Origin of the sequence: Mycobacterium sp. E2327 (genome assembly GCF_001672675.1) — a bacterium.
Taxonomy (GTDB): Bacteria; Actinomycetota; Actinomycetes; order Mycobacteriales; family Mycobacteriaceae; genus Mycobacterium.
The window spans coordinates 1-20,069 of record NZ_LZKE01000055.1; the positions used below are offsets into that span (position 1 = coordinate 1).

The window sequence follows — 20,069 nt, forward strand, 5'->3', positions numbered from 1 at the left end:
TGTGGTCCTCCCCGAGCGCGCCCGCTTCGACCGCTCCCGCCAGCACCTCCAGTTCGGGCGGCACCGGTGGTCCGGTCGGCGAGCGCCGCGGCCGAATCCGCGCGGCCAGTTTGAACCGGCGCGTCAGCTCCCCGCCGGTGATGCGCAGCCGCGCGCACACCCGGCCCCGCAGCCCCGGGCTGGACTCGGCGCCGTCGGGCGGTTCGGCGATCTCGGCGAACACCCGATACATCAACCCCCGGTTGGTCCGCTGCTGGGTCTCGAGCCGCTCGGCCACCGCGACGCGAAAGTCGTTGCCCACCAGATCCGACGAGGTGCCCCGCAGCACATCGTGGGCGGCGTCGATCGCGTCCAAAGCGGCGCTGATCCGCTCGCATGCCGCCTCGGCGCCGATGAATCCCACACCCACAACCTATCGAACAAATGTGCGAACCAGGCCGGCCGAACACCAATCTGTGGATAAAACCGAGACTGTGGATAAAGCTAGGGCCAATGCTCGGACCTTTAACACGAATTCTGCCCGTACCGCTCGTGGTCGCCGCGGTCACGATGTGCCCGCCGGCGTCGGCCGCCGGTGACTGGGAATGCAGCATTGTCCTACCGGTGGCCGACCGGCTCGAGAACGTCCTCGACCTCGTAAGCCCTTCCGGGACACCGCCCTACGTGGCGGGCCAGATCAGAAACGCCCTGTCACCACTGAACGGCTTGCGCGGTCCGGCTGCGGTCGACCTGCGGCTTCGATCGGACATGCTGGCTGCGCAGATCGACACCAGCGACCCCTATCGACCGGCGAGCCCGGAACTACTCGCCGGCGATCTCGTCCAGGCGCGACAGCAACTGGTCGCGTCCCGCGCGGCGTGCGCCCCTTGAATACGCCGGAGCGTTATTGCTGCCCGCGGCGCCAGCGCCGGATGTCAAGGCGCTCGGCGCCCGGCCAGATGGCCATGGCGGCCGGCGACGCGCAGAAAGATTCCTCCGCCTGGCGCAGGCTCATGTCGACCGCATGGAGGCCGTCTTCCTGGTGGGCGCGGCAGATGACGGTCAGGACCCGGTGCGTGTCGGGGTCGACCTGCTCGGCCTCGATGGTCAACACGACGACCAGCGTGTAGCCGGCTCCCGTGGGCAGATAGAAGGTCAGGTCTCGGCTGTCCAGCGCCCCCGCGTTGGTGACCAGGTAGCCGTCACCGCTGGGATACGCGGCCTGCGCGACCATCTGGGTGCGTTCGAAATGCAGCCGGTCGCCCGGCGCCCGCCACACCGTGAATCGGGTATTCGGGCTGCCGTTGAACGGGTGTCGCGCGATCGGGATGATCAGCTCGTCGCGCCCGTCGCCGTCGATGTCCTCCAACCCGACGCCGCCCGGGCTGGACGGCTCCAACAGCTCGTCGATCGTCTGGACCACCTCGCCCGACCCGTCGGTCACGACGACCTTGACCGCGCGGGGCCCGGGCAGCTCGGGCACGGTCCAGTAGGTGACCGCGAAATCCAGCGCGCCGGAATGCATTCGGCAGTCCGTGTGTGGCGACTCCGCGCTCGGCGCGATCACCGCGGCCGTCTGCGGGCACGAAGGCAACGACGTGTCGGCCGACGCGATCGGGCACACCGTGCCCGCCGTCGCCATCGTCACGATCGCGCCCAGCAGGGCCAGCCGCCGCACGGGTGCGCGCCTACCGTTTCGGTGCCGGCTTGGCCGGAGCCGGACTGGGCGCCGGAGCGGGAGCGGCCGGGGGAGGCGGCTCGGGCGCCGGGAGCTGCTGCTCGATCGGCGGGCGGGCGCCGGCCTTGGGGCCGATGTCGGCGACCTGCCAGGCATTGCCCACCCTGTTCACCGTGACCTGCAGCAGGATGATCGACACCTTCGGCGTCGGGTTTTGCAGATTGCGGGTGGTCTGATGGGCCGACACCACCACCTGGTAGACCCCGCCCGGCTGGGCCACCGGGTCCGTGGCCAGCACCTCACCGGTGGAGGTGACCTGGGCCTGCAGCATGATGCTTTTCAGCAGGTCGGAGGCGTTGACGTATTTGTCCTTAAGTTGTTGCGACACACCGTCTTCCACCGAGCGGAAGAAGGCGTCCGGGTCTTCGAAGCTGTAGGTCAGCGACTTCAGCGCATACTCCTTGGCCAGCTGTGCCGCGGCGTCGCGGTCGGCCTGCTGCTGACGCAGCTGCGCGAGCTGGCCGGTCACCTGGTGGTACTTGATGAACCCGAACACCCCGCCGGCGAGCACCGCCGCCGAGACAACGGCCGCCCCCCATCGCCTCGAGATCTTCGGCCGGAACCTGGAGAATCGTCGGGGCGGCTCGTCGGCCTCGTCGGCCGCGTCGGCCTCTACGGTGTCTTCTGCCCCGTCTTCGGGCGCCGTGGGCTCGGTGTCGTCCACGGTTTCATCTTTGTCGACAGTTGAATTGGTCATGCCCGTTCTTTCTTGATCATTGGTGCCATGCCGGGACGTTCAGTTGAACCCGCATGCCGCCGGTGTCGTTGAAGGTCGATTCCCAGAAGTCGAGCCAATGCCCGGCGTCGACCTTGACGTCGTGCAGCGGTGCGAGCGCGGGTTCCAGCACGGTGGCGAAGGTGCTCAGCGGACCGGCCAGCATGTCGATGTACTGGCTCATCTTGCCCACGAGAATGCCCGCCGGGTCGTCCGGGCCCACCACGCCGACTCCGCTGTGCGAAAGGGTTTCGAATTCGTGGACCATCCGCAGGAATGCCGGCACCGAACGCGGCAGCAGTTTTCCCGTCTCGCTGATCACTTCGCCGGCGTTGATGTCACCCAGGTTGGTGGTCATCGTCGAGACGTTCTCGAACAGGGTGGCCATCAACTGCTTGTCGTCGTGGATCACCTTGGCCGTCAACCCCGCCGTGGTGGCAAGGGAATCGAGGGTGGCGTCGTTGCCGGCGAACGCGGCGGCGACGTTGCTGATGATGGTGCGTACCTGGTCGAGGTTGAGCGCCGAGACCAGGGCATTCACCTTGGTGAGCAAGTCGGCGCCGGTAACCATCGGCGCGACGCGGTCCGGCGGGATCACCGCGCCGTCGGCGAAGTACGGCGGCGCAATGAGTTTCGGTTTGAAGTCGATGTACTGCTCGCCGGCCGCGGAGAGGTTTTCCACGCTGATCGGGCTGTCGGCTGGCACCGGGTGTTCGCGGTCGAGGTCGATTGAGACCGCCAGCCCGGTCGCGGTGGTCTGGATGCCGGTCACCCGCCCGACCTTGATGCCGCGCATCGTGACTTCCGATGTGGGCATCAGACCACCGGAAGTGTTGAGCAGCAAGGTGAGTCGGGTGACCTGTTTCGTCGGGCCGATGTCGAGCACGCCGATCGACATGTAGGCCGCGCCGAGCAGCGTCATCACCGCCAGGATGGCCAGCGTGACGCCGGCATTGAACTTCATGGCAGCATTCCCATCGTCTGCATCGCCGAGACCGCCGCATCAGCCTTGTCGGCGGGATCGACGCCCTCGTGGCCGGTGGGTGGATGAAGTTCGGAGACAATGTATTTCGGGCCGCCGTTGCGGAAAAATCCGAGAAGCTTGTAGTGCAGGAACGCGATCAGCTTGTCGGCCAGCACCGGAATAGTGGTGTCGAGGGTCGCCACGGTTCCCACCAATGGCGTGATGTAGGAGAGCATTTGCATCATGTCCCCGGCGACCGGGTTGAGGATCTGCCCGCCGAGGTCGCCGATTTCCCTGGAGTCCCCGACGACGTTCAGGATGGCCAGGGTGATTGCCGACAGCCCTTGGAGCTTGGGCGGCCCTTCGGTGACGAGCCGGTTGAACACCGTGGTGTTGGCGGCCACGTTGGTGGTGATGTTGTCCATGCTGGACAGGATTCCGTCGATGGTGTCCTGGTTGGCCGCCAGGTCGTTGAGGACGCCGGCGACGGTCTGCTGGGCCCGCGTCAGCTCGGCGGGATCCTTGGGGAACGCGTGGTTGAGGTTCACCACGGTGCTTTGCAGCGTGCCGATCGCGCCGCCGGCCACCAGGTTCGACACCGAGCGCAACACGTCTTCGACGTTGTCGGCCGGCGCGGTGTTGCGCAACGGAATCGTGTCGCCGTCGCGCAACAGCGCCACCGAGCGGTCCCCGGATCGATCCTCGGCTCGATCCGCCGGCGGCAGCAACGCGATGTAGATGTCCCCCAGCGGGGTGGCCTGGCGCAGTTCGGCACGGGTGTTGGCGGGAAGCCTGCTGTCGCCGGCGATATCGACGTAGGCGACCGCCGTGGTGCCGTCGAGCTGGACGTGGTCGAGCACACCGATCTGGATCCCGCCGAAGTCCACCTTGGCGCGGGCGGGCAGGTTGAGCACGCTGGAAAACTGGATCTTGACCCGGTAGGAATGTTCGGGGCTGTAGGCGCCCGGCACCGGCAGCCGCGTCGGATCCAGCGAACACGCCGCGGTCAGGCCGATCGTCAGCAGGGCCACCAGTACGCGCATCGATCGTCGGCTCATGACAGCGCGGCCCCCAGGATGAGATCGGTCAGGCCGAGGGTGACCGGATCCGACGCGGTGCCCGACGCACACGCCGCCGCGGCACCGGGGACATTGCGTTTCCGCAGCCCGTCGCAGATGGCGCCGGCCTGCGTCGGCGAAATCGCCACCTGCGGTGGGATATACGTGACGTTGTGGGTTCCCCACGCCGGCTCGTAGATGTCGCTGATCCAGTGGCTGAACTGCGGCCACGAGTTGATCATCGCGAGGATGGCGGGGGTGTGCCGGTTCAGCATGTCCCGCAGCCAGGTGATCGCCTTGTCCAGCTTTTGATAGAGCCGCGGCCCCCACCGGTCCAGCGCCTCGACCAGGATCGGCAGCAGGTGCGACATGTGGCTCAGGGCCGCGCCGAAGTTGTCCGAGAGGCCCTCGATCAACTCGGTGGTGGTCGGCAGCATTCGGACGAACGAGGCGAAGCTGTCCCAGTTCTGGAGAAAGTCGGAGGTGAGGATCTCGCTGTTCTCGAACAGCTGCCGGTAGTCGGCGTCGGCCTTGTACGGGTCGGCCAGCATCGTGACCAGGTTGCCGAGCGTCTGGTTGAGCTTGGGGCCGGTGCCGTCCAGCGAGCGGCTGAACGCCCGCAGGCTGTCGTTGATGGCCTGTACACCCGGCGACTTCGACGGGTCCTGGCCGGGTTGGGGACCCATGATGGTGTCGGCGAGCTTGCCTACGGCGGAGAAGGTTTCGCTGACACTGATCGGCGTTTTGGTGGACTTCAGCTTGATGCAGCCCGGGCCGGTGAATTTCGGGCCCCCGGTGTAGGGCTTGGTCAGTTCGATATGGCGGTCGGTGACAATCGATTGCGAGTAGGTGACCGCACCGACGTCGGCCGGCAGATCGAGGTCGGTGGGGACTGTGAAGTCGACCTCGACGTGGTCGGCCTTGTTGACGATCGCGGTCGTCGAGCCGACCTCGATACCCAGCAGCGCCACCTTGTTGCCCGGGTACAGCCCTACCGCGTCGGTGAATTCGGCGCACATCGCCCGGCTGTGGCCCGGCGCGAGGAGCCTGGCGCCGATGACCGCCGCCGCCGCGACCGCCGCGACGACGGCCAGCACCGCTGCGATCCCCAGTGGGGACCGCAGCCGCGAGCCGAGCGCCGAAAAGCGGGCCACCTCAACAGTTCCTCATGATGTTGGGTAGGCACAGGTCCTGCCCGGGCACCAGCCGGTTGTGTTTGTCGAAGACGACCCCGTTCCCGCTGAGCATCGGCCCCACGATGTTGAGGGTCTGACCCAGGTTCTCGAGCGCCTCGCCGATGCGCTCGGGGTGCGCGCCCAGCGTCTCGCTGATGTCGTCGAGCCCGTTGACGACCGGCGCGACCTCCCGGCCCCAAAACACCGTGATGCGGTCCATGATGCGAGCCAATTCGGACAACAGGCCGAAGAATTCGATGATGTCGACCGACCTCGAGGTGTAGGCCTGGCCGAGGATGTCGAGCTGCTCGAACAGCGTGATGAGCTGCTTACGCTCGGCGACCGTGGCGCGCAGGCCGTTGTTGACGAAGTCCAGGCCGCGATGGAAGTCGGCCGTCGTCTTGCTCAACGACGCTGTCAGCGCGTTGGCCGACCGGAGCAGGTCGCGCACCGCGTCGGGATACCTGTTGGCGGCGTTGGCCACCTCGGTGAAGGTGTCGTGGATGACCTGGCCGTCGACTTGCTTGATCAGGGGCGTCGCCGCCTGGATGATGTCGTTGGCCTCGAACGGCAGCGTGACGCGTTGCGGCGGAATCACCTTGCGGCCCAGCGGCAAACCGCCCTTCGGGTCGAGCGCCACATAATGGCCGCCCAACGGGGTCAGCAGCTTGATGTCCAGGGTGGATTCCGAACCGACCACCACCGATTGCTTGATGTCGAACTTCATCTCGACGACGGCGCCGGCGAGCCGGACGCCGGTCACCTTCCCGACCGGGATGCCGGCGATCCGAACCTGGTCGCCGGCGCGCACGCCGCCGGAGTTGGGCAGGTGCGCGGTGTAGCCGGTCTGGCCGGTGGGATTCAGGTATGCCATCGCGGTCGCGGCCAGCGCCGCAACGATGACGACGACGCCGATGATGCCGTTGCGGCGATTGCGGACGGCGGCCGCACGCTCGTCGAGCACGGGGCGCCGCCGTCCCGTCCCCTTGTCGCCGAACACCATTACCGGCACACCACCAAGTTCTGTTGCGCGAACGACACCTGACCGATCCCGGGCAGCGTCACTTCGCCGTGCGAGCAGTTAAACGTTGGCGTGGCGGGCTTTTCGTCGGCCAGCCAGTCCCGCATGCCCTGGATCAGCGACGGCGCCAGCGACAGGCCCGCGATGATCGTCGCGGTCTGCGGCCACATCCGGCTGAACAGGTCGTACAGCGGGACCGTCGTCCCGTCGAAGATGCGCTCGAAGTACTGCAGGAAATGGGTGGTGTTCCGCAGGACGGGCAGACCGGCTTCCATCGCCTGACTGAACTCCTCGCCCTTGGAGGCGAACTTCGTCACCACGTCGTTGAGCGTGGCGATGAGGTGGAAAAGTTGTTGCGATTTGCCGCCCAGGTCCGCCGAGATCGCGCTGAGGTTGCGCAGCACGCCGGCGATGACCGCCTGCCGGTCCACGGCCAGCTTGGAAATGACGTCGAGGTCATGCAGGAACGGGCCGATGCCGTTTTCGTCGCCCTGGATCAGCCGCAGCAGGTTCTCGCCCAACTGGTTGAACTGGGCGGGGTCGAGGGTTTGGAAGATCGGCCGAAACCCGTTGAACAGCTTGGCCACGTCGAACGACGGGATCGTCTGCGCCAGCGCGATTGTGCCGCCCGCCGGCAGCCGTTGGTCCGGCTTGGCCGGCTGGACGAGTTCGACGTAGCGCTGACCGAGCAGGGTTTGATAGCGCACCGCGGCGACGGTGTTGGCGTACACCGGGTGATCGTTTTGCGCGGTGAAATCGACCTTGGCGATCCGCCCGTCGAGCCGGATGGTTTCCACCTTGCCGACCTGCACACCGGAAATGCGGACGTCGTCGCCGACGTAGAGCCCCGACACGTCGGAGAACGCGGCGGTGTAGCGGGAGACCGCCCCGGTGACCGGGGAACGCAAGGCGGTCAACACGATCAGCGTGCACACCACCGCGACCGCGGTGAAGATGGTCAGCCACACCACCGATTTGGTGACACTTCTCATCGGCCACCCCGCTGCGGCGGCGCGGGGGGTTGGGAGGGCAGGGCCGCCGCCAGCCCCGGCATCGTGTCGAGGGTGACCTCGATCTGCATGCGGACCTTGCCGTCGATGATGGGGAACGCCGCGCTGGTGCGGTCCAGCAGACCCGAAAGCCGGTCATAGACCGGCGCCATGCTGCCCTGCATGTACGAGAGCGGCAGCAAGACGTCGCTCGTCGCGCGCATGAACGGGGCCAGCCACGAGAAGTTCTTCACGATCATCTTGTCGCTGGTGAAGAGGAGCTTTGCGGTCTGGTCCAGGATCACGTTCATGCGGTCGACCCCGTCGGGGTGCGCCAGGAACTCCATCCCGTTGAGCAGGTCGTAGGCCAGGCCGATGAGGGGGATGGAGTCGCTGGCGCCGTTGACCACCGAGGCGAACACCGAAAGCGATTGCGAGAACGGCACTTTCTGGGAGTCGACGAGCATCTTGACCAGATCGAAGTATGACCGGGTGACCGGCTCGGTCAGCTCGGCGTGCCGGCGCACCACCTCGATGATGTGGTCGACATCGGGAGAGTCCGCGATCCGGCCGAGTTTTTGGCCCTGACGCAGCAGCCCGGTGATAGAGGCCGACCGCGCGTTGGCGCCGATCAACAGCGTCTGGTTCGGCCGCAGCCGGGGGCCGGCGCCGCTGCTGACCAGTTCGACCGCCGCGAGGCCAAAAGTGTTCGACGACATGAAATTCGCCGTCGTGTCGGCAGCCAGTGCCCTCGCTTGCCGCGGCTCGAGTTCCACCGTGATCTTCTGCCTGTTGTATCCGACCGATTGCAGCGTCTTCACCGATCCGATCGTCAGGCCGCGGAACTTGACCTCCGCGCCCGGCGTCAGGCCCTCACCGATCGAATCGGCCACCACCGTCAGCGTGAACGTGTCGGCGTAGCCGCCGGTGCCCAGCTGATACAGCGCGGTGCCCGCGATCGCCAGCGCTATCGCGGAGATCAGTCCACGGATCCGCAACGAGCGCGAGCTCGGCGCCCGCGCTCCCTGATCCGCACCCGGCAATGTCGCCATGGGCTACCCCGAAATCCGAATGCCGGGGCTGTTGCCCCAGAACAACAGCGTCAGCACCATGTCCGCGGCGACCACCGTGACGATGCTGGCCCGGATGGCCCGGCCCGAGGCCCGCCCGACACCTTCGGGACCACCGCTGGCGTAGTAGCCCTGATAGCAGTGGATGGCGATGATCAGCGTCACGAAGATGGCGGCCTTGAGCACCGAGAACACCACGTCGGTCGGCTGGATGAACGAGTCGAAGTAGTGGTAATAGGTGCCCGACGACTGCCCGTGCAGCACGTTGACCACCATTGCGCACGAGGCGTAGCTCAACGCGAGCGTCACCACGTACAGCGGGACGATGGTGATCATGCCCGCGATCACCCGGGTGGTGACCACGAACGGGACCGACTGAATGCCAAGGGCTTCCAGCGCGTCGATCTCCTCCGAGATCCGCATGGCGCCGATCTCCGCCGTCATGCGGCACCCGGCCTGGGCCGCGAAGCCGATCCCCGCGATCATCGGCGCCATCTCGCGGGTGTTCGCGTACGCGGAGACGAAGCCGGTCAGCGGGCCCATCCCGACCATGTCGAGGGCCCCGTACCCTTCGACTCCGACCGAACCGCCGACCGCCGCGCCCATGAACACCAGCACGCCGATGGTGCCGCCGCCGACGATCAGCGACCCGTTTCCCCAGATCATGTCGACGAGCAGGACGCCGGTCTGGTGCCGGTAGCGCTTCAGCGTGTGCGGAATCGCGCCGAGCACCTGGGCGCCGAAGGTGACCTGATGGCCGAGGCGCTGGACGAGCGAATCGCCGCGGCGCGCGAACCATCGCGGGGCCCGCAGCGGCGTGGGTACATATCGAGCCGGCTCTGTCATCGGCGGCCGTCAGCCCACTCGCAGCGGCATGGACATCGACAGCCCCTGCGTGATCACCAGGTTGATAACGAACACGGAGACGATGCCGATGACCACCGAGGCGTTGACCGCATCGGCCACGCCCCGGGCGCCGCCCTTGGTCTCCAGCCCGCGCTGGCAGGCCACCAGGATCACGATCACGCCGAACAGCCAGGTCTTGAGGACGGCCACCACGACGTCGTTGACGCTGGCGAAGGACGCGAACGACGCGATGTAGCTCCCCGGGGTGCCGGACTGAAAGCCGACGTTGATCGCGTAGCCCGCCGCCAGCCCCATGAAGATGATGAAGGAGCACAGCACCGGCGCCACGATGACGATCGCGGCCAGCCGGGGGGTGACCAGCCGCTGCACCGGGTTGATGCCCATCACGCGCAGCGCGTCGACCTCCTCGCGAATGGTGCGGGCGCCGAGATCGGTTGCCACCGCCGAACCGGCCGCGCCGCCCAGCAGCAGCGCCGCGACGACCGGCGCACCCTGCCGGATCACCCCGAGGCCGCCGGCCGCCCCCGACACCGACGAGGCTCCGACCTGCTGGACGAAGTTGCCCACCTGCACCGCCACGATGACCCCGAACGGGATGGACACCAGCAACGCGGGTATCGCGGTGACGCTGATGATGAACCAGGCCTGGTTGATGGTGTCCCGCCAGGGGTGGCGCAACCGGACCAAATCCATGAGCAGGTACCTGAAGGACTGGGCGGCCAGGTCGAAGAAGCGGCCCAGCGTCTGCATCGAGGAATCGAGCTGACGCAGGACGTATCGGAAGGGTTTGCCCAGTGCCGTGACGGTCCGCCGGCCCGTAGGCGCCGCGATGGCGGCCTCCGGGACCGCTCGGCCGTCGTCAGGTTGGTCAGGCGTCTCCACCGCCTGACTGGGGGCAGGCTGGCCGTTTGTCGTGATGCCGGCGTCGGCGTCGATACAGGCGACTGCGTCGCCTTCGGTCTCAGTCGGTGGTTCAGCCGCTGTCGCGTTGTATACGGCGGTCAACGGCGGGTCCCTCCTTAATCGCTGCCACGGGTTCTCAGCCAATCAAAGATTGGGGGCTTGGTCGACGTGCGTCCAATAGTCGCACCGAGTACGCGGGTTGTACCGGCGGTAGCAAGAGTGTGACGTACGCCACAATCCGTTGAAGTTGCACACCGTGAGCGGCGGCGGTCCTGGCCTGTGGACAAAGCCGCAACCGCGGTCGGGGGCGCGCGTCGGCGCCGGCGTCCTTCCTGGCGGGATGGCCGCTTGACGTGCCAGTATGAACCAAGACAGAGCCGCAACCGCGTATGCAACCGGTCGGGTGGTGCCCTTTGCCCGTTATGAAGCCCGGTATGGACAAGCCGACGGGGCGCGTGGTTGCGCTGATCGTCCTGTTGATCTTTGCCGCCGCCGCGCTGCGCGGGTACTTCCCGGCCCAAGGCCATGCGGCTCATAGCGAGCCGGGCGGCGGCCGGGCGGCCCTGCTTTTCGTCATCGCGGCCCTGAGTGGGGCGCTCGCGCTGCTGGCGATCGCGGTCATCGCGCGGCTGCGGGATCCGCGGGCGCCGGCACCCGCCCAGGCGGACCTGTCCGACCTGCTCGGCATCGGTAAGGGCAGGCCGAGCTGGCGCGTGCTGCTGATCGGACTGCTGTTGATCGTGGCCTGGCTGCTGATCGTGACGCTGCTGGTCCGCTACCTGGTGCCGCACCACGCCAATCCCTCCGCCCCCGCCCAAGTCCCCGCCGCACGGACATCGAGCCCCCCCAACGGCTCGGCGAACCAGCCGCGCCCAGGCAACGGTTCGGGGGACATGTTCGGTGTTCTGCTGGCCGGCACGATCCCGATGATGCTGGTGATCGTCGCCGGGACGCTGATCATGGCGCGGCGGCGGTGGCGCGCGCCCGGGCCGGTCCCCAGGCCGGTCGTGGCCGACGATCGCATCGAATCGCCGGCGCCGGAGCCGCCGTCGGAGTCGCTGGCCCGCGCGGCCGAAGTCGGCCTGGCCGAAATCGGCGACCTCAACCGCGAACCCCGTGAGGCGATCATCGCCTGCTACGCCGCGATGGAACGCGAGCTCGCCCGCGTGCCCGGCGCCGCCCCGCAGGACTTCGATACGCCGACCGAGGTCTTGGTCCGGGCCGTCGAACATCATGCGCTGCACGCCGAGAACGCGGAGCGGCTGGTCAACCTGTTCGAAGAGGCGCGGTTTTCCCCGCACGTGATGAACGAGGGGCATCGCGAGGTGGCGGTCGACGTGCTGCGGCTGGTCCTGGCCGAATTGCGGAGCCCCGTATGAAAAGGCTTATCGCCCTGGGTGTTTGCCTCGTGGTGGGGATCGAGCTGCTGGCGTTGACGCTGCACGGCCGCCGCTTCCTGTTGGCCGCGTCCGGTGTCGGTCTGGCCCTGGTGTTGCTCAACGTTCGCCGTTACGTGGGGCGCGGCAACGAACCGGCGGCCGAGCCGGACTACGACGAACTGGGGGATTCGTTGCGCCGCTGGCTTTCCACCACCGAGACGACGATCCGGCGGTCGGACTCCACCCGGGCGGATTGGGACCGGCATCTGCGCCCCATGCTCGCCCGGCGTTACGAGATGACCACAGGGCATAAGCAATCCAAGGACGCAGGCGCGTATCACGCCAGCGGCCGAATGCTTTTCGGCCCGGAACTGTGGGAATGGGTCAATCCGAACAACGTCACGCGCACCGGCGACCGCGAACCCGGGCCCGGCCGCGGGGTGCTGGAGGAGATTCTGCGAAAGTTGGAGCAAATATGACGCTGCCGGTCGCGACCACCACCGCACGCTGCGAGGCTGTCCTCGACGAAATCGAACGGGTGGTGGTGGGGAAGCGCTCGGCGCTGACGCTCATCCTGACCGCGGTGCTGGCGCGCGGCCACGTCCTCATCGAGGACCTGCCCGGCCTCGGCAAGACGCTGATCGCGCGGTCGTTCGCCGCCGCGCTGGGGCTTCGATTCACCCGGGTGCAGTTCACCCCGGACCTGCTGCCCGCGGACCTGCTCGGCTCGACGATCTACGACATGCAGTCCGGCAACTTCGCGTTCCGGTCCGGACCCATCTTCACCAACCTGTTGCTCGCCGACGAGATCAACCGCACGCCGCCGAAGACGCAGGCGGCCCTGCTCGAGGCGATGGCCGAAGGCCAGGTGAGCATCGACGGCGAAACCCACAAGCTGCCAACGCCGTTCATCGTCCTGGCGACCGACAACCCGATCGAGTACGAGGGCACGTATCCGTTGCCCGAGGCGCAGCTGGACCGGTTCGCGATCCGGCTGGAACTGCGATACCTCTCCGAGCGCGACGAGACCTCGATGCTGCGCCGCCGCCTCGAACGCGGCTCGGCCGAGCCGACGGTCAACCAGGTGGTGGACGGGCACGACCTGCTGGCGATGCGCGAATCGGTCGAGCAGGTGACCGTGCACGAGGATGTCCTGCACTACGTGGTGTCGCTGGCCACCGCCACCCGGCACCACCCGCAGGTCGCCGTGGGCGCCAGCCCGCGCGCCGAACTCGACCTGGTTCAACTCGCCCGCGCGCGGGCGTTGTTGCTCGGCCGCGACTATGTGATTCCCGAGGACGTCAAGGCGCTCGCCGTCGCGGCCGTCGCGCATCGCATCACCCTGCGGCCGGAGATGTGGGTCCGCAAGATCCAGGGGGCCGACGTGGTCGGGGAATTGCTGCGACGCTTGCCGGTGCCCCGAACGAGCGGGGGACACGGTTGACCCCGATGGGCACCGAGGTCGAGTTCCGTTGGCGCGCATCGCCATTGACCCTCTCGATCGCAACCTGCGCCGGGGTCGCGCTGGCCGCCGCGGTGATCGGCGCGCGCTGGCAGCTGCTCGCGTTCGCCGCGCCGCTACTGGGTGTGCTGTGTTCGATCAGCTGGCAACCCGCGGTGCCGAAGATCCGCGTACACGGAGCACCCGATTCGCAGCGATGCTTTGAAAATGAACAGGCGCGGGTGCGCGTCTGGCTGACCCGGGGCGACGGCACGGACGGCGGCACCGGGCCCGCGGCGGTGGAGCTGACGGTGCCGCCCGTCGCGGGCATGCAGCTCGAAGCGCTCGACGCCGATTCCCGGCACGCGAAAACCGTTGCGGCAACGGCACAGCGCTGGGGCCGTTATCCCGTGCGGGCCCGGGTCGAGGTGCTGGCGCGGGGCGGGTTGCTGACGGGGACGGGCACCGTCGACGCCGCCGACGTGATCGTGTTCCCGCTGACGCCCCCGCAGTCGACACCGATCCCGCAGATCGAGTTGCTCGACCGGCTGGGTGCCCACCTGACCCGCCACATCGGCCCGGGCGTCGAGTACGCCGACATCCGCCCCTACGTGCCCGGTGACCAGCTGCGGGCGGTGAACTGGCCGGTGAGCGCGCGCCGGCGCCAGCTGCACGTGACACAGCGATTGACCGACCGCGCCGCGGACGTGGTGGTGCTGATCGACACGTATCGCCAACCCGCGGGCCCGGCAACCGAAGCCACCGAACGCGTCGTGCGCGGCGCCGCGCAGGTGGTGCAGACCGCGCTGCGGCACGGCGATCGCGCCGGGATCGTCGCCCTGGGCGGCAACCGCCCGCGCTGGCTGGGCGCCGACATCGGACAGCGCCAGTTCTACCGGGTGCTCGACACCGTCCTGGGCGCCGGCGACCGATTCGAAAACACCACCGGCACACTGGCGCCGCGCGCCGCGGTTCCCGTGGGTGCGATCGTCATCGCGTTCTCCACGCTGCTCGACACGGAATTCGCGCTGGCCCTGATCGACCTGCGCAAGCGGGGCCACGTCGTGATCGCCGTCGACATCCTCGACAGCTCGCCCTTCGAAAGCCAGCAGGATCCGCTGATCGACCGGATGTGGGCGCTGCAGCGCTCGGCCATGTATCGCGACATGGCGACGGTCGGCGTCGACATCGTGGCGTGGCGAGGGGACAGCACGCTTGATCAGTCGATGGCCGTCCTGCCCGACCGCCGTCATCGCGTCCGGGGACGGCTGCGGGCATGAGCTCGATCGCGCGTCCCGCAACACTGGGCATCTCAACGGTTTTCGGTTCACTCATGGTGGGGCTGGCGGCCTTCGGGTCGCACGGGCCGGCGGTCGTCGCGGGCGTGGCGGCCGCCGTCGCGGTGGCTGTCTCCGTGGTTTTCCGCCCGGCGGCGACGGTCGCCGTGCTGTTGTCGGTGGCGACCATCCTCGCCTCGGACCCCTCGCTCGTCTTCGCCGCCTGGTCCGGGCTGTGCGCGGTCGCCTATCTGGTGTGCCGGCACGCGGTCGGGGCGGCCGGCGGCGTCATGTGGAGCTGGCCGACCGCCGTTGCGGCCGTGGGCTTTATGTTCGCGGGCCTGGTCGCGACGGCCTTCCCGCTGCAGCTGCCGTGGGTGCCGCTGGCCGCGCCGGTGGGGGTGCTGGCGATCTACGTGCTGGCGACCCGCCCGTTCGTGAGCTGACGCGGGGGATTTCTAGTGCAGCAGCTGGGCCGCCTGGTCGGCCAGATCCAGCAGCTGTTGCGGGAAGATCCCCAAAATCACTGTGACGGCGGCGCATACCGCGATCGCGATCTTGCTCAGGATGCCGGGCTCCACCACGTGCGGGGTGTCGTCGGTCGCTTCGGTGAAGAACATCGACACGATGACGCGCACGTAGAAGTACGCGGCCACACCGCTGGCGATGACGCCGATGATGACCAGCGGCACCGCGCCGCCCTGGGCGGCGGCCTTGAACACCGCGAGCTTGCTGACGAATCCGCTCGTCAACGGGATGCCGGCGAAGGCCAACAGGAACATCGAAAACATCACGCCCACAATGGGGGAGCGCTGTCCGAGCCCGGCCCAGTGTGAGATCTGCGCGTCTTCGACGCCGTCGGCGTTGCGGATCAGGCTCACGATGGCGAACGCGCCCACGGTGCTGAAGCTGTAGGCGACCAGATAGAACAGCGTGGCGGACAGGCCGGCGGTGTTGTCGGCGATCACGCCGGTGAGAATGAAGCCCACATGCGCGACCGAGGAATAGGCCAGCATCCGCTTGACGTCGGTCTGGTTCACCGCCGTCACGGTGCCCACGGCCATGGTCAGGATCGCAATCGCCCACAGCACCGGGCGCCACTCGTGGTGCAGCGGGGGCAGCGCGACGTAGACCACGCGCAGCAGCGCGCCGAACGCCGCCACCTTGGTGGCCGCCGCCATGAATCCCGTGATCGGGGTGGGCGCGCCCTGGTAGACGTCGGGAATCCAGGAGTGGAACGGGACCGCGCCCACCTTGAACAGCAGGCCGACGGACAGCAGCGCGACGCCGATCAGCGCCATCGAGCTATCGCCATGGGCGGCAAGGGCATCCCGGATCCCGGGCAGCAGCAGCGTGCCCGTCGCGCCGTAGAGCAGCGCGACGCCGTAGAGGAAGAACGCCGAGGAGAACGCGCCCAGCAGGAAGTACTTCATCGACGCTTCCTGGGACAGCAGGCGGCGATGCCGGGCCAGCCCGCACATCAGGTACAGGGGCAGCGACAAGACTTCCAGCGCGACGAACATCGTCAACAGGTCGTTGGACGCGGGGAACACCATCATGCCGCCGACCGACAGCATCACCAGCGGGAAAAGCTCGGTCTGCGCGGCCCCGGCCCGCTCGGCCTCGCGCTCGGCCTCACCGCCGGGAACCGCGGACGCCTGCGGCGTAAAGGAATCCAGCCCGCCCGAACCTACCTTCGCGGCGACCTTGGCGTCCGCCTTGGCTTGGGTCCGCTCGCCGATGAAGATGACCGCCAGCACCGCGACCAGCAGCACCGTGCCCTGCAGGTACAGCGTCGGCCGGTCGATGGCCACCGCGCCCAGCACGGCGGTGCGACCGGACGCGGGAATCGACTCGGCGACTTCGATGTCGGCGAAAAGCGCCGCGAGCAGGCCGCCGAGGGCCAGCGTCATCTGGGCGGCGTAGCGAATCCGCCTGGGCAGGAAGGCCTCGACCAGGATGCCGACGACCGCGACGGAAAAGACGATGAGCATCGGGCACAGCAGGAAGTACTCGAAGCTTGGGGTGGGCAGGGTCATCGGTGCGGTCCTTCGGCAGTCCGGGGCGGCACGCTCGGCGCTGGGTCATGTTGGCCGATGGTGGTCATGGTGTTCTCGACGGCGGGGTTGATGATGTCGAGCACCGGCTTGGGATAGACGCCCAGCACGAACAGCAGCGCGAGCAACGGTGCCACGACGACCAATTCGCGCGCCCGCAGGTCGGTGATCCGGTCGTTGCCCTCGGCCACCGGTCCCGTCATCACCCGCTGGTAGAGCCACAGCATGTAGATGGCCGCGAGCACCAGGGCGGTTACCCCGAAGGCGCCGGCCACCCAGTACCGGTTGAAAGTGCCCAGCAGGACGAGGAATTCGCTGACGAACGGCGCCAGCCCGGGCAGCGACAGGGTAGCCATGGCCGAGACGAGGAACGTGCCGGCCAGGATCGGTGCGACCTTCTGTACGCCGCCGTAGTCGGCGATCGCCCGGCTGCCGCGCCGCGTCACCAGGAATCCCGCGATCAGGAACACCGCGGCGGTGGAGATGCCGTGGTTGAGCATGTAGAGCGTCGACCCGCTCTGCCCCTGGCTGGTCATGACGAAGATGCCGGCGATGATGAACCCGAAGTGCGAGATCGACGTGTAGGCGATCAGCCGCATCATGTCGGTCTGGCCGATCGCCACGATTGCGCCGTAGATCACGCCGATGATCGCCAGCGTCACGATCGCCGGACGGAAATACGTTGAGGCGTCGGGGAAGAGCTGCAGGCAGTAGCGCAGCATGCCGAAGGTGCCGACCTTGTCCATCACGGCCGTAATCAGCACCGCCGTCGCGGGGGTGGCCTCGACGCAGGCATCGGGCAGCCAGCGGTGCAGCGGCCACAGCGGGGCCTTGATCGCGAACGCGAACATGAAGCCCAGGAATAGCGCCTTGAACACCGCCGGGTCGGCGCCGTAGCGGCCCGATGCGACGCCGGCCACGATGTCACGGAAGTCGAAGGTGCCCGAGCCGTGCTGCGCGGTGACCACGTACAGCCCGATGACCGCCGCCAGCATGATCAGGCCACCGAACAGGTTGTACAGCAAGAACTTCACCGCCGCGCGTGACCGGCCGGAACCCTGCCCGAAGCCGCCGATCAGGAAGTACATCGGCACCAGCATGGCCTCGAAGAAGACGTAGAACAGCAGCACGTCCAGCGCGACCACCGAGATCAGCACCATCGCCTCGATGGCAAGCGTGAGCGCGACGTAGGCGTGCACGCTACGGGTATTCGCCTGGGTGCCCTTGTTGCCGTCGTTCCACCCGGCCACCTGCAGCACCGGGATCAGCACCGCGGTCAGCAGCACCAGCACCACCGCGATGCCGTCCACACCGAGCGAGTACCCGGCGCCGAACGCCGGTATCCACCTGTGGCTTTCGACGAACTGATAGGTGGGGCCGCCGGTCTTGAAGCCGACGGTGATGACGATCGCCACCGCCAGCGTCGCCACCCCGACGGCCAGGCCGGTCCACTTGGCGAGCTGCCGCAGCCCAGGGGGCAGCAGGATGATCAGCAGGGAGCCCGCCAGCGGCAACAGCCACAGGACGCTCAGCCACGGCACGTTACTCACCACACCCTCACCGCCAGGATCAGTGCGGCCACCAGCACGGCGCCCGCGAGCATCGACAATGCGTAGTTGCGGGCGAAGCCGGTTTGGAAGCGCCGCAGGCCGTTTGACGTTCGGCTCACGAGCGCGGCCAGCGCGTTGACCGAGCCGTCGACGCCGGCGTTGTCGACCTCGACCAGTGCCTCGGTCAGCTGCGCGCCGGGGCGCATGAACACCTCCTCGTTGAGCGCGTCGCCGTAGAGGTCGGCGCGCGCGGCGGTCGTGAGCGGCGAGACCCGCACGGGGGCGACCCGCGGAACGGGCGCGGCGGCGTACATGCGGTAGGCCACCGCGATACCGACGGCGACGACACCCAGCGCGACGACGGTGGTGACCCAGGCCGGCAGGGCGTGCGCGGCCTCTTCGTGCACGCCGACGACGGGCTCGAGCCAGTGCTGCAGCGCGCCGCCCCACCAGAACAGGAAGCCGGAGAACACCGAGCCGACGGCGAGCAGGATCATCGGCCACGCCATGACGGCGGGGGCCTCGTGTGGATGGGTGCCGGGGGCCCAACGCTTTTCACCGAAGAAGGTCATCAGCATGACCCGGGTCATGTAGAACGCGGTGACACCGGCACCGAGCAGCGCCGCCCCGCCCAGCACGTAGCCCCGGGTGTCCCCGGTCGACAGCGCCGCCTCGATGATCTTGTCCTTGGAGAAGAAGCCTGCGAACGGCGGCACGCCGATGATCGCCAGATATCCCAGCCCGAACGTGGCGAACGTGACCGGCAGCGCCTTGCGCAGGCCGCCGTAGCGGCGCATGTTCTGTTCCTCGTGCATCGCGTGGATGATCGACCCGGACCCGAGGAACAGGCCGGCCTTGAAGAAGCCGTGGGTGAGCAGGTGCATGATCGCGAAGGCGTAGCCGGCCGGGCCGAGGCCGGCGGCCAGCACCATGTAGCCGATCTGGCTCATCGTCGATGCGGCCAGCGCTCGCTTGATGTCGTCCTTGGCGCAGCCGATGAACGCCCCGAACAGCAGGGTGACGGCGCCGACGATGACGACGCCCAATTGCGCACCGGGCGAAAGGTTGTAGAGCGGATTGGACCGCACGATCAGGTACACGCCGGCGGTCACCATGGTGGCCGCGTGGATCAGGGCGGACACCGGCGTCGGGCCTTCCATCGCGTCGCCGAGCCACGCCTGCAGCGGAACCTGCGCGGACTTGGCGCAGGCGCCCAGCAGCAACAGCAACCCCATCGCGGTTACCGCGCCGCTCGAAGCCGAAGGCGCGCCCGCGAACACCCCGGCGTACGACAGCGTGCCGAAGGTGCCGAACATCAAGAACATTCCCACCGCCAGACCGGCGTCACCGACCCGGTTCATGACGAACGCCTTCTTGGCCGCGGTGGCGGCCGACGGCTTGTGGTACCAGAAACCGATGAGCAGGTAGGAGGCCAGGCCGACGCCCTCCCAGCCCACGTAGAGCACCAGGTAGTTGTCGGCGACCACCAGCAGCAGCATCGAGGCCAGGAACAGGTTGAGGTAGCCGAAAAACCTTCGGCGATCCGGGTCTTCGGCCATGTAGCCGACCGAGTAGATGTGGATCAGCGATCCGACCCCGGAGATCAGCAGCACGAAGCACATCGACAACTGGTCGAGCTGCAGCCCGAAGTCCACCTGCAGCTGCCCGACCGGGATCCAGGTGAACAGCTTCTGGTGGATGGTGCGATCGGCGTCGCCGCGGCCGAGCATGTCGGCGAGCAGCGTGGCGCCAACCCCGAACGCCCCGAGCGCGGTGGCGCAGCCCAGCAGGTGGCCCCACGCGTCGGTGAGTCTGCCCCCGAACAACAAGATCGCGGCACCCGCCAACGGCAGCGCCACCAGCAGCCAGGTGTAGTCAGTCATCTC

At 67.9% G+C, this 20,069-nt stretch carries 20 protein-coding genes; 6 read left to right on the forward strand and 14 right to left on the reverse strand.

Going from position 1 to position 20,069, the window contains the following annotated elements; translation table 11 throughout:
• On the reverse strand, positions 1-409 hold a 409-nt coding region (locus A5712_RS06795; RefSeq protein ID WP_156766452.1), incomplete at its 3' end, for a DUF222 domain-containing protein.
• 194 nt (positions 410-603) lie between these two features.
• Here A5712_RS06795 and A5712_RS06800 point away from each other — a divergent pair.
• On the forward strand, positions 604-870 hold the full coding sequence (locus A5712_RS06800) for a hypothetical protein (protein ID WP_231982013.1): 267 nt from the start codon (positions 604-606) through the stop codon (positions 868-870).
• Between the two features lie 13 nt (positions 871-883).
• On the opposite strand, the gene A5712_RS06805 is transcribed toward A5712_RS06800, so the two are convergent.
• The 10 genes from A5712_RS06805 to A5712_RS06850 are packed head-to-tail and all read right to left on the reverse strand — an operon-like array spanning position 884 to position 10,458.
• On the reverse strand, positions 884-1,657 hold the full coding sequence (locus tag A5712_RS06805; protein WP_082973312.1) for a hypothetical protein: 774 nt from the start codon (positions 1,655-1,657) through the stop codon (positions 884-886).
• A gap of 10 nt (positions 1,658-1,667) precedes the next feature.
• Complete coding sequence (locus A5712_RS06810; protein ID WP_068102811.1) at positions 1,668-2,414, reverse strand: hypothetical protein; 747 nt, start codon at positions 2,412-2,414, stop codon at positions 1,668-1,670.
• A 16-nt stretch (positions 2,415-2,430) separates the two neighbouring features.
• Positions 2,431-3,396: an MlaD family protein gene (locus A5712_RS06815; RefSeq protein ID WP_068102813.1), complete on the reverse strand. Its 966-nt coding sequence runs from the start codon at positions 3,394-3,396 to the stop codon at positions 2,431-2,433.
• Positions 3,393-4,454, reverse strand: coding sequence for an MlaD family protein (locus A5712_RS06820; RefSeq protein WP_068102815.1), 1,062 nt, complete (start codon positions 4,452-4,454; stop codon positions 3,393-3,395). The genes A5712_RS06815 and A5712_RS06820 overlap by 4 nt, the downstream gene beginning before the upstream one ends.
• On the reverse strand, positions 4,451-5,608 hold the full coding sequence (locus A5712_RS06825; protein WP_068102820.1) for an MlaD family protein: 1,158 nt from the start codon (positions 5,606-5,608) through the stop codon (positions 4,451-4,453). Before A5712_RS06825 ends, A5712_RS06820 begins: the two co-directional genes overlap by 4 nt.
• A 1-nt stretch (position 5,609) precedes the next feature.
• Positions 5,610-6,632 carry an MlaD family protein gene (locus tag A5712_RS06830; protein WP_068102822.1) on the reverse strand — a complete coding sequence of 341 codons (1,023 nt, stop codon included), beginning with the start codon at positions 6,630-6,632 and terminating at the stop codon, positions 5,610-5,612.
• Positions 6,632-7,642 carry an MlaD family protein gene (locus A5712_RS06835; protein WP_068102824.1) on the reverse strand — a complete coding sequence of 337 codons (1,011 nt, stop codon included), beginning with the start codon at positions 7,640-7,642 and terminating at the stop codon, positions 6,632-6,634. The genes A5712_RS06830 and A5712_RS06835 overlap by 1 nt, the downstream gene beginning before the upstream one ends.
• Entirely contained in the window at positions 7,639-8,691 is a 1,053-nt protein-coding gene (locus tag A5712_RS06840; protein WP_068102826.1) for an MlaD family protein, read from the reverse strand. Before A5712_RS06840 ends, A5712_RS06835 begins: the two co-directional genes overlap by 4 nt.
• A gap of 3 nt (positions 8,692-8,694) precedes the next feature.
• Positions 8,695-9,555: an ABC transporter permease gene (locus tag A5712_RS06845; protein ID WP_068102828.1), complete on the reverse strand. Its 861-nt coding sequence runs from the start codon at positions 9,553-9,555 to the stop codon at positions 8,695-8,697.
• Positions 9,556-9,564: 9 nt separating this feature from the next.
• Positions 9,565-10,458: an MlaE family ABC transporter permease gene (locus A5712_RS06850; RefSeq protein WP_369830365.1), complete on the reverse strand. Its 894-nt coding sequence runs from the start codon at positions 10,456-10,458 to the stop codon at positions 9,565-9,567.
• 455 nt (positions 10,459-10,913) lie between these two features.
• Here A5712_RS06850 and A5712_RS06855 point away from each other — a divergent pair, with 455 nt between their 5' ends.
• Genes A5712_RS06855 through A5712_RS06875 form a run of 5 tightly spaced genes read left to right on the forward strand, consistent with a single transcriptional unit; the run spans position 10,914 to position 15,022 of the window.
• Complete coding sequence (locus A5712_RS06855) at positions 10,914-11,858, forward strand: DUF4129 domain-containing protein (RefSeq protein WP_068102831.1); 945 nt, start codon at positions 10,914-10,916, stop codon at positions 11,856-11,858.
• Positions 11,855-12,337, forward strand: a complete 483-nt coding sequence (locus tag A5712_RS06860; RefSeq protein ID WP_068102833.1) for a hypothetical protein — start codon at positions 11,855-11,857, stop codon at positions 12,335-12,337. The genes A5712_RS06855 and A5712_RS06860 overlap by 4 nt, the downstream gene beginning before the upstream one ends.
• A complete protein-coding gene (locus A5712_RS06865; RefSeq protein ID WP_068102835.1) occupies positions 12,334-13,302 on the forward strand; it encodes a MoxR family ATPase in 969 nt (322 codons plus the stop codon). The genes A5712_RS06860 and A5712_RS06865 overlap by 4 nt, the downstream gene beginning before the upstream one ends.
• Positions 13,303-13,307: 5 nt before the next feature.
• Complete coding sequence (locus A5712_RS06870; RefSeq protein ID WP_068102837.1) at positions 13,308-14,579, forward strand: DUF58 domain-containing protein; 1,272 nt, start codon at positions 13,308-13,310, stop codon at positions 14,577-14,579.
• Positions 14,576-15,022: a hypothetical protein gene (locus A5712_RS06875; RefSeq protein ID WP_068102842.1), complete on the forward strand. Its 447-nt coding sequence runs from the start codon at positions 14,576-14,578 to the stop codon at positions 15,020-15,022. Before A5712_RS06870 ends, A5712_RS06875 begins: the two co-directional genes overlap by 4 nt.
• Positions 15,023-15,034: 12 nt before the next feature.
• Here the strand turns inward: A5712_RS06875 and nuoN are convergent, their stop codons facing one another.
• From nuoN to nuoL, 3 genes are read right to left on the reverse strand one after another with little or no spacing between them, the layout of a single operon-like run.
• Positions 15,035-16,615: an NADH-quinone oxidoreductase subunit NuoN gene (nuoN, locus tag A5712_RS06880; protein ID WP_068102844.1), complete on the reverse strand. Its 1,581-nt coding sequence runs from the start codon at positions 16,613-16,615 to the stop codon at positions 15,035-15,037.
• Entirely contained in the window at positions 16,612-18,186 is a 1,575-nt protein-coding gene (locus A5712_RS06885) for an NADH-quinone oxidoreductase subunit M (protein ID WP_068102846.1), read from the reverse strand. Before A5712_RS06885 ends, nuoN begins: the two co-directional genes overlap by 4 nt.
• Positions 18,180-20,066 (reverse strand): NADH-quinone oxidoreductase subunit L, encoded by a 1,887-nt coding sequence (gene nuoL / locus A5712_RS06890; RefSeq protein ID WP_068102847.1) that lies wholly within the window; start codon positions 20,064-20,066, stop codon positions 18,180-18,182. The genes A5712_RS06885 and nuoL overlap by 7 nt, the downstream gene beginning before the upstream one ends.
• Between the last annotated feature and the right edge of the window lie 3 nt (positions 20,067-20,069).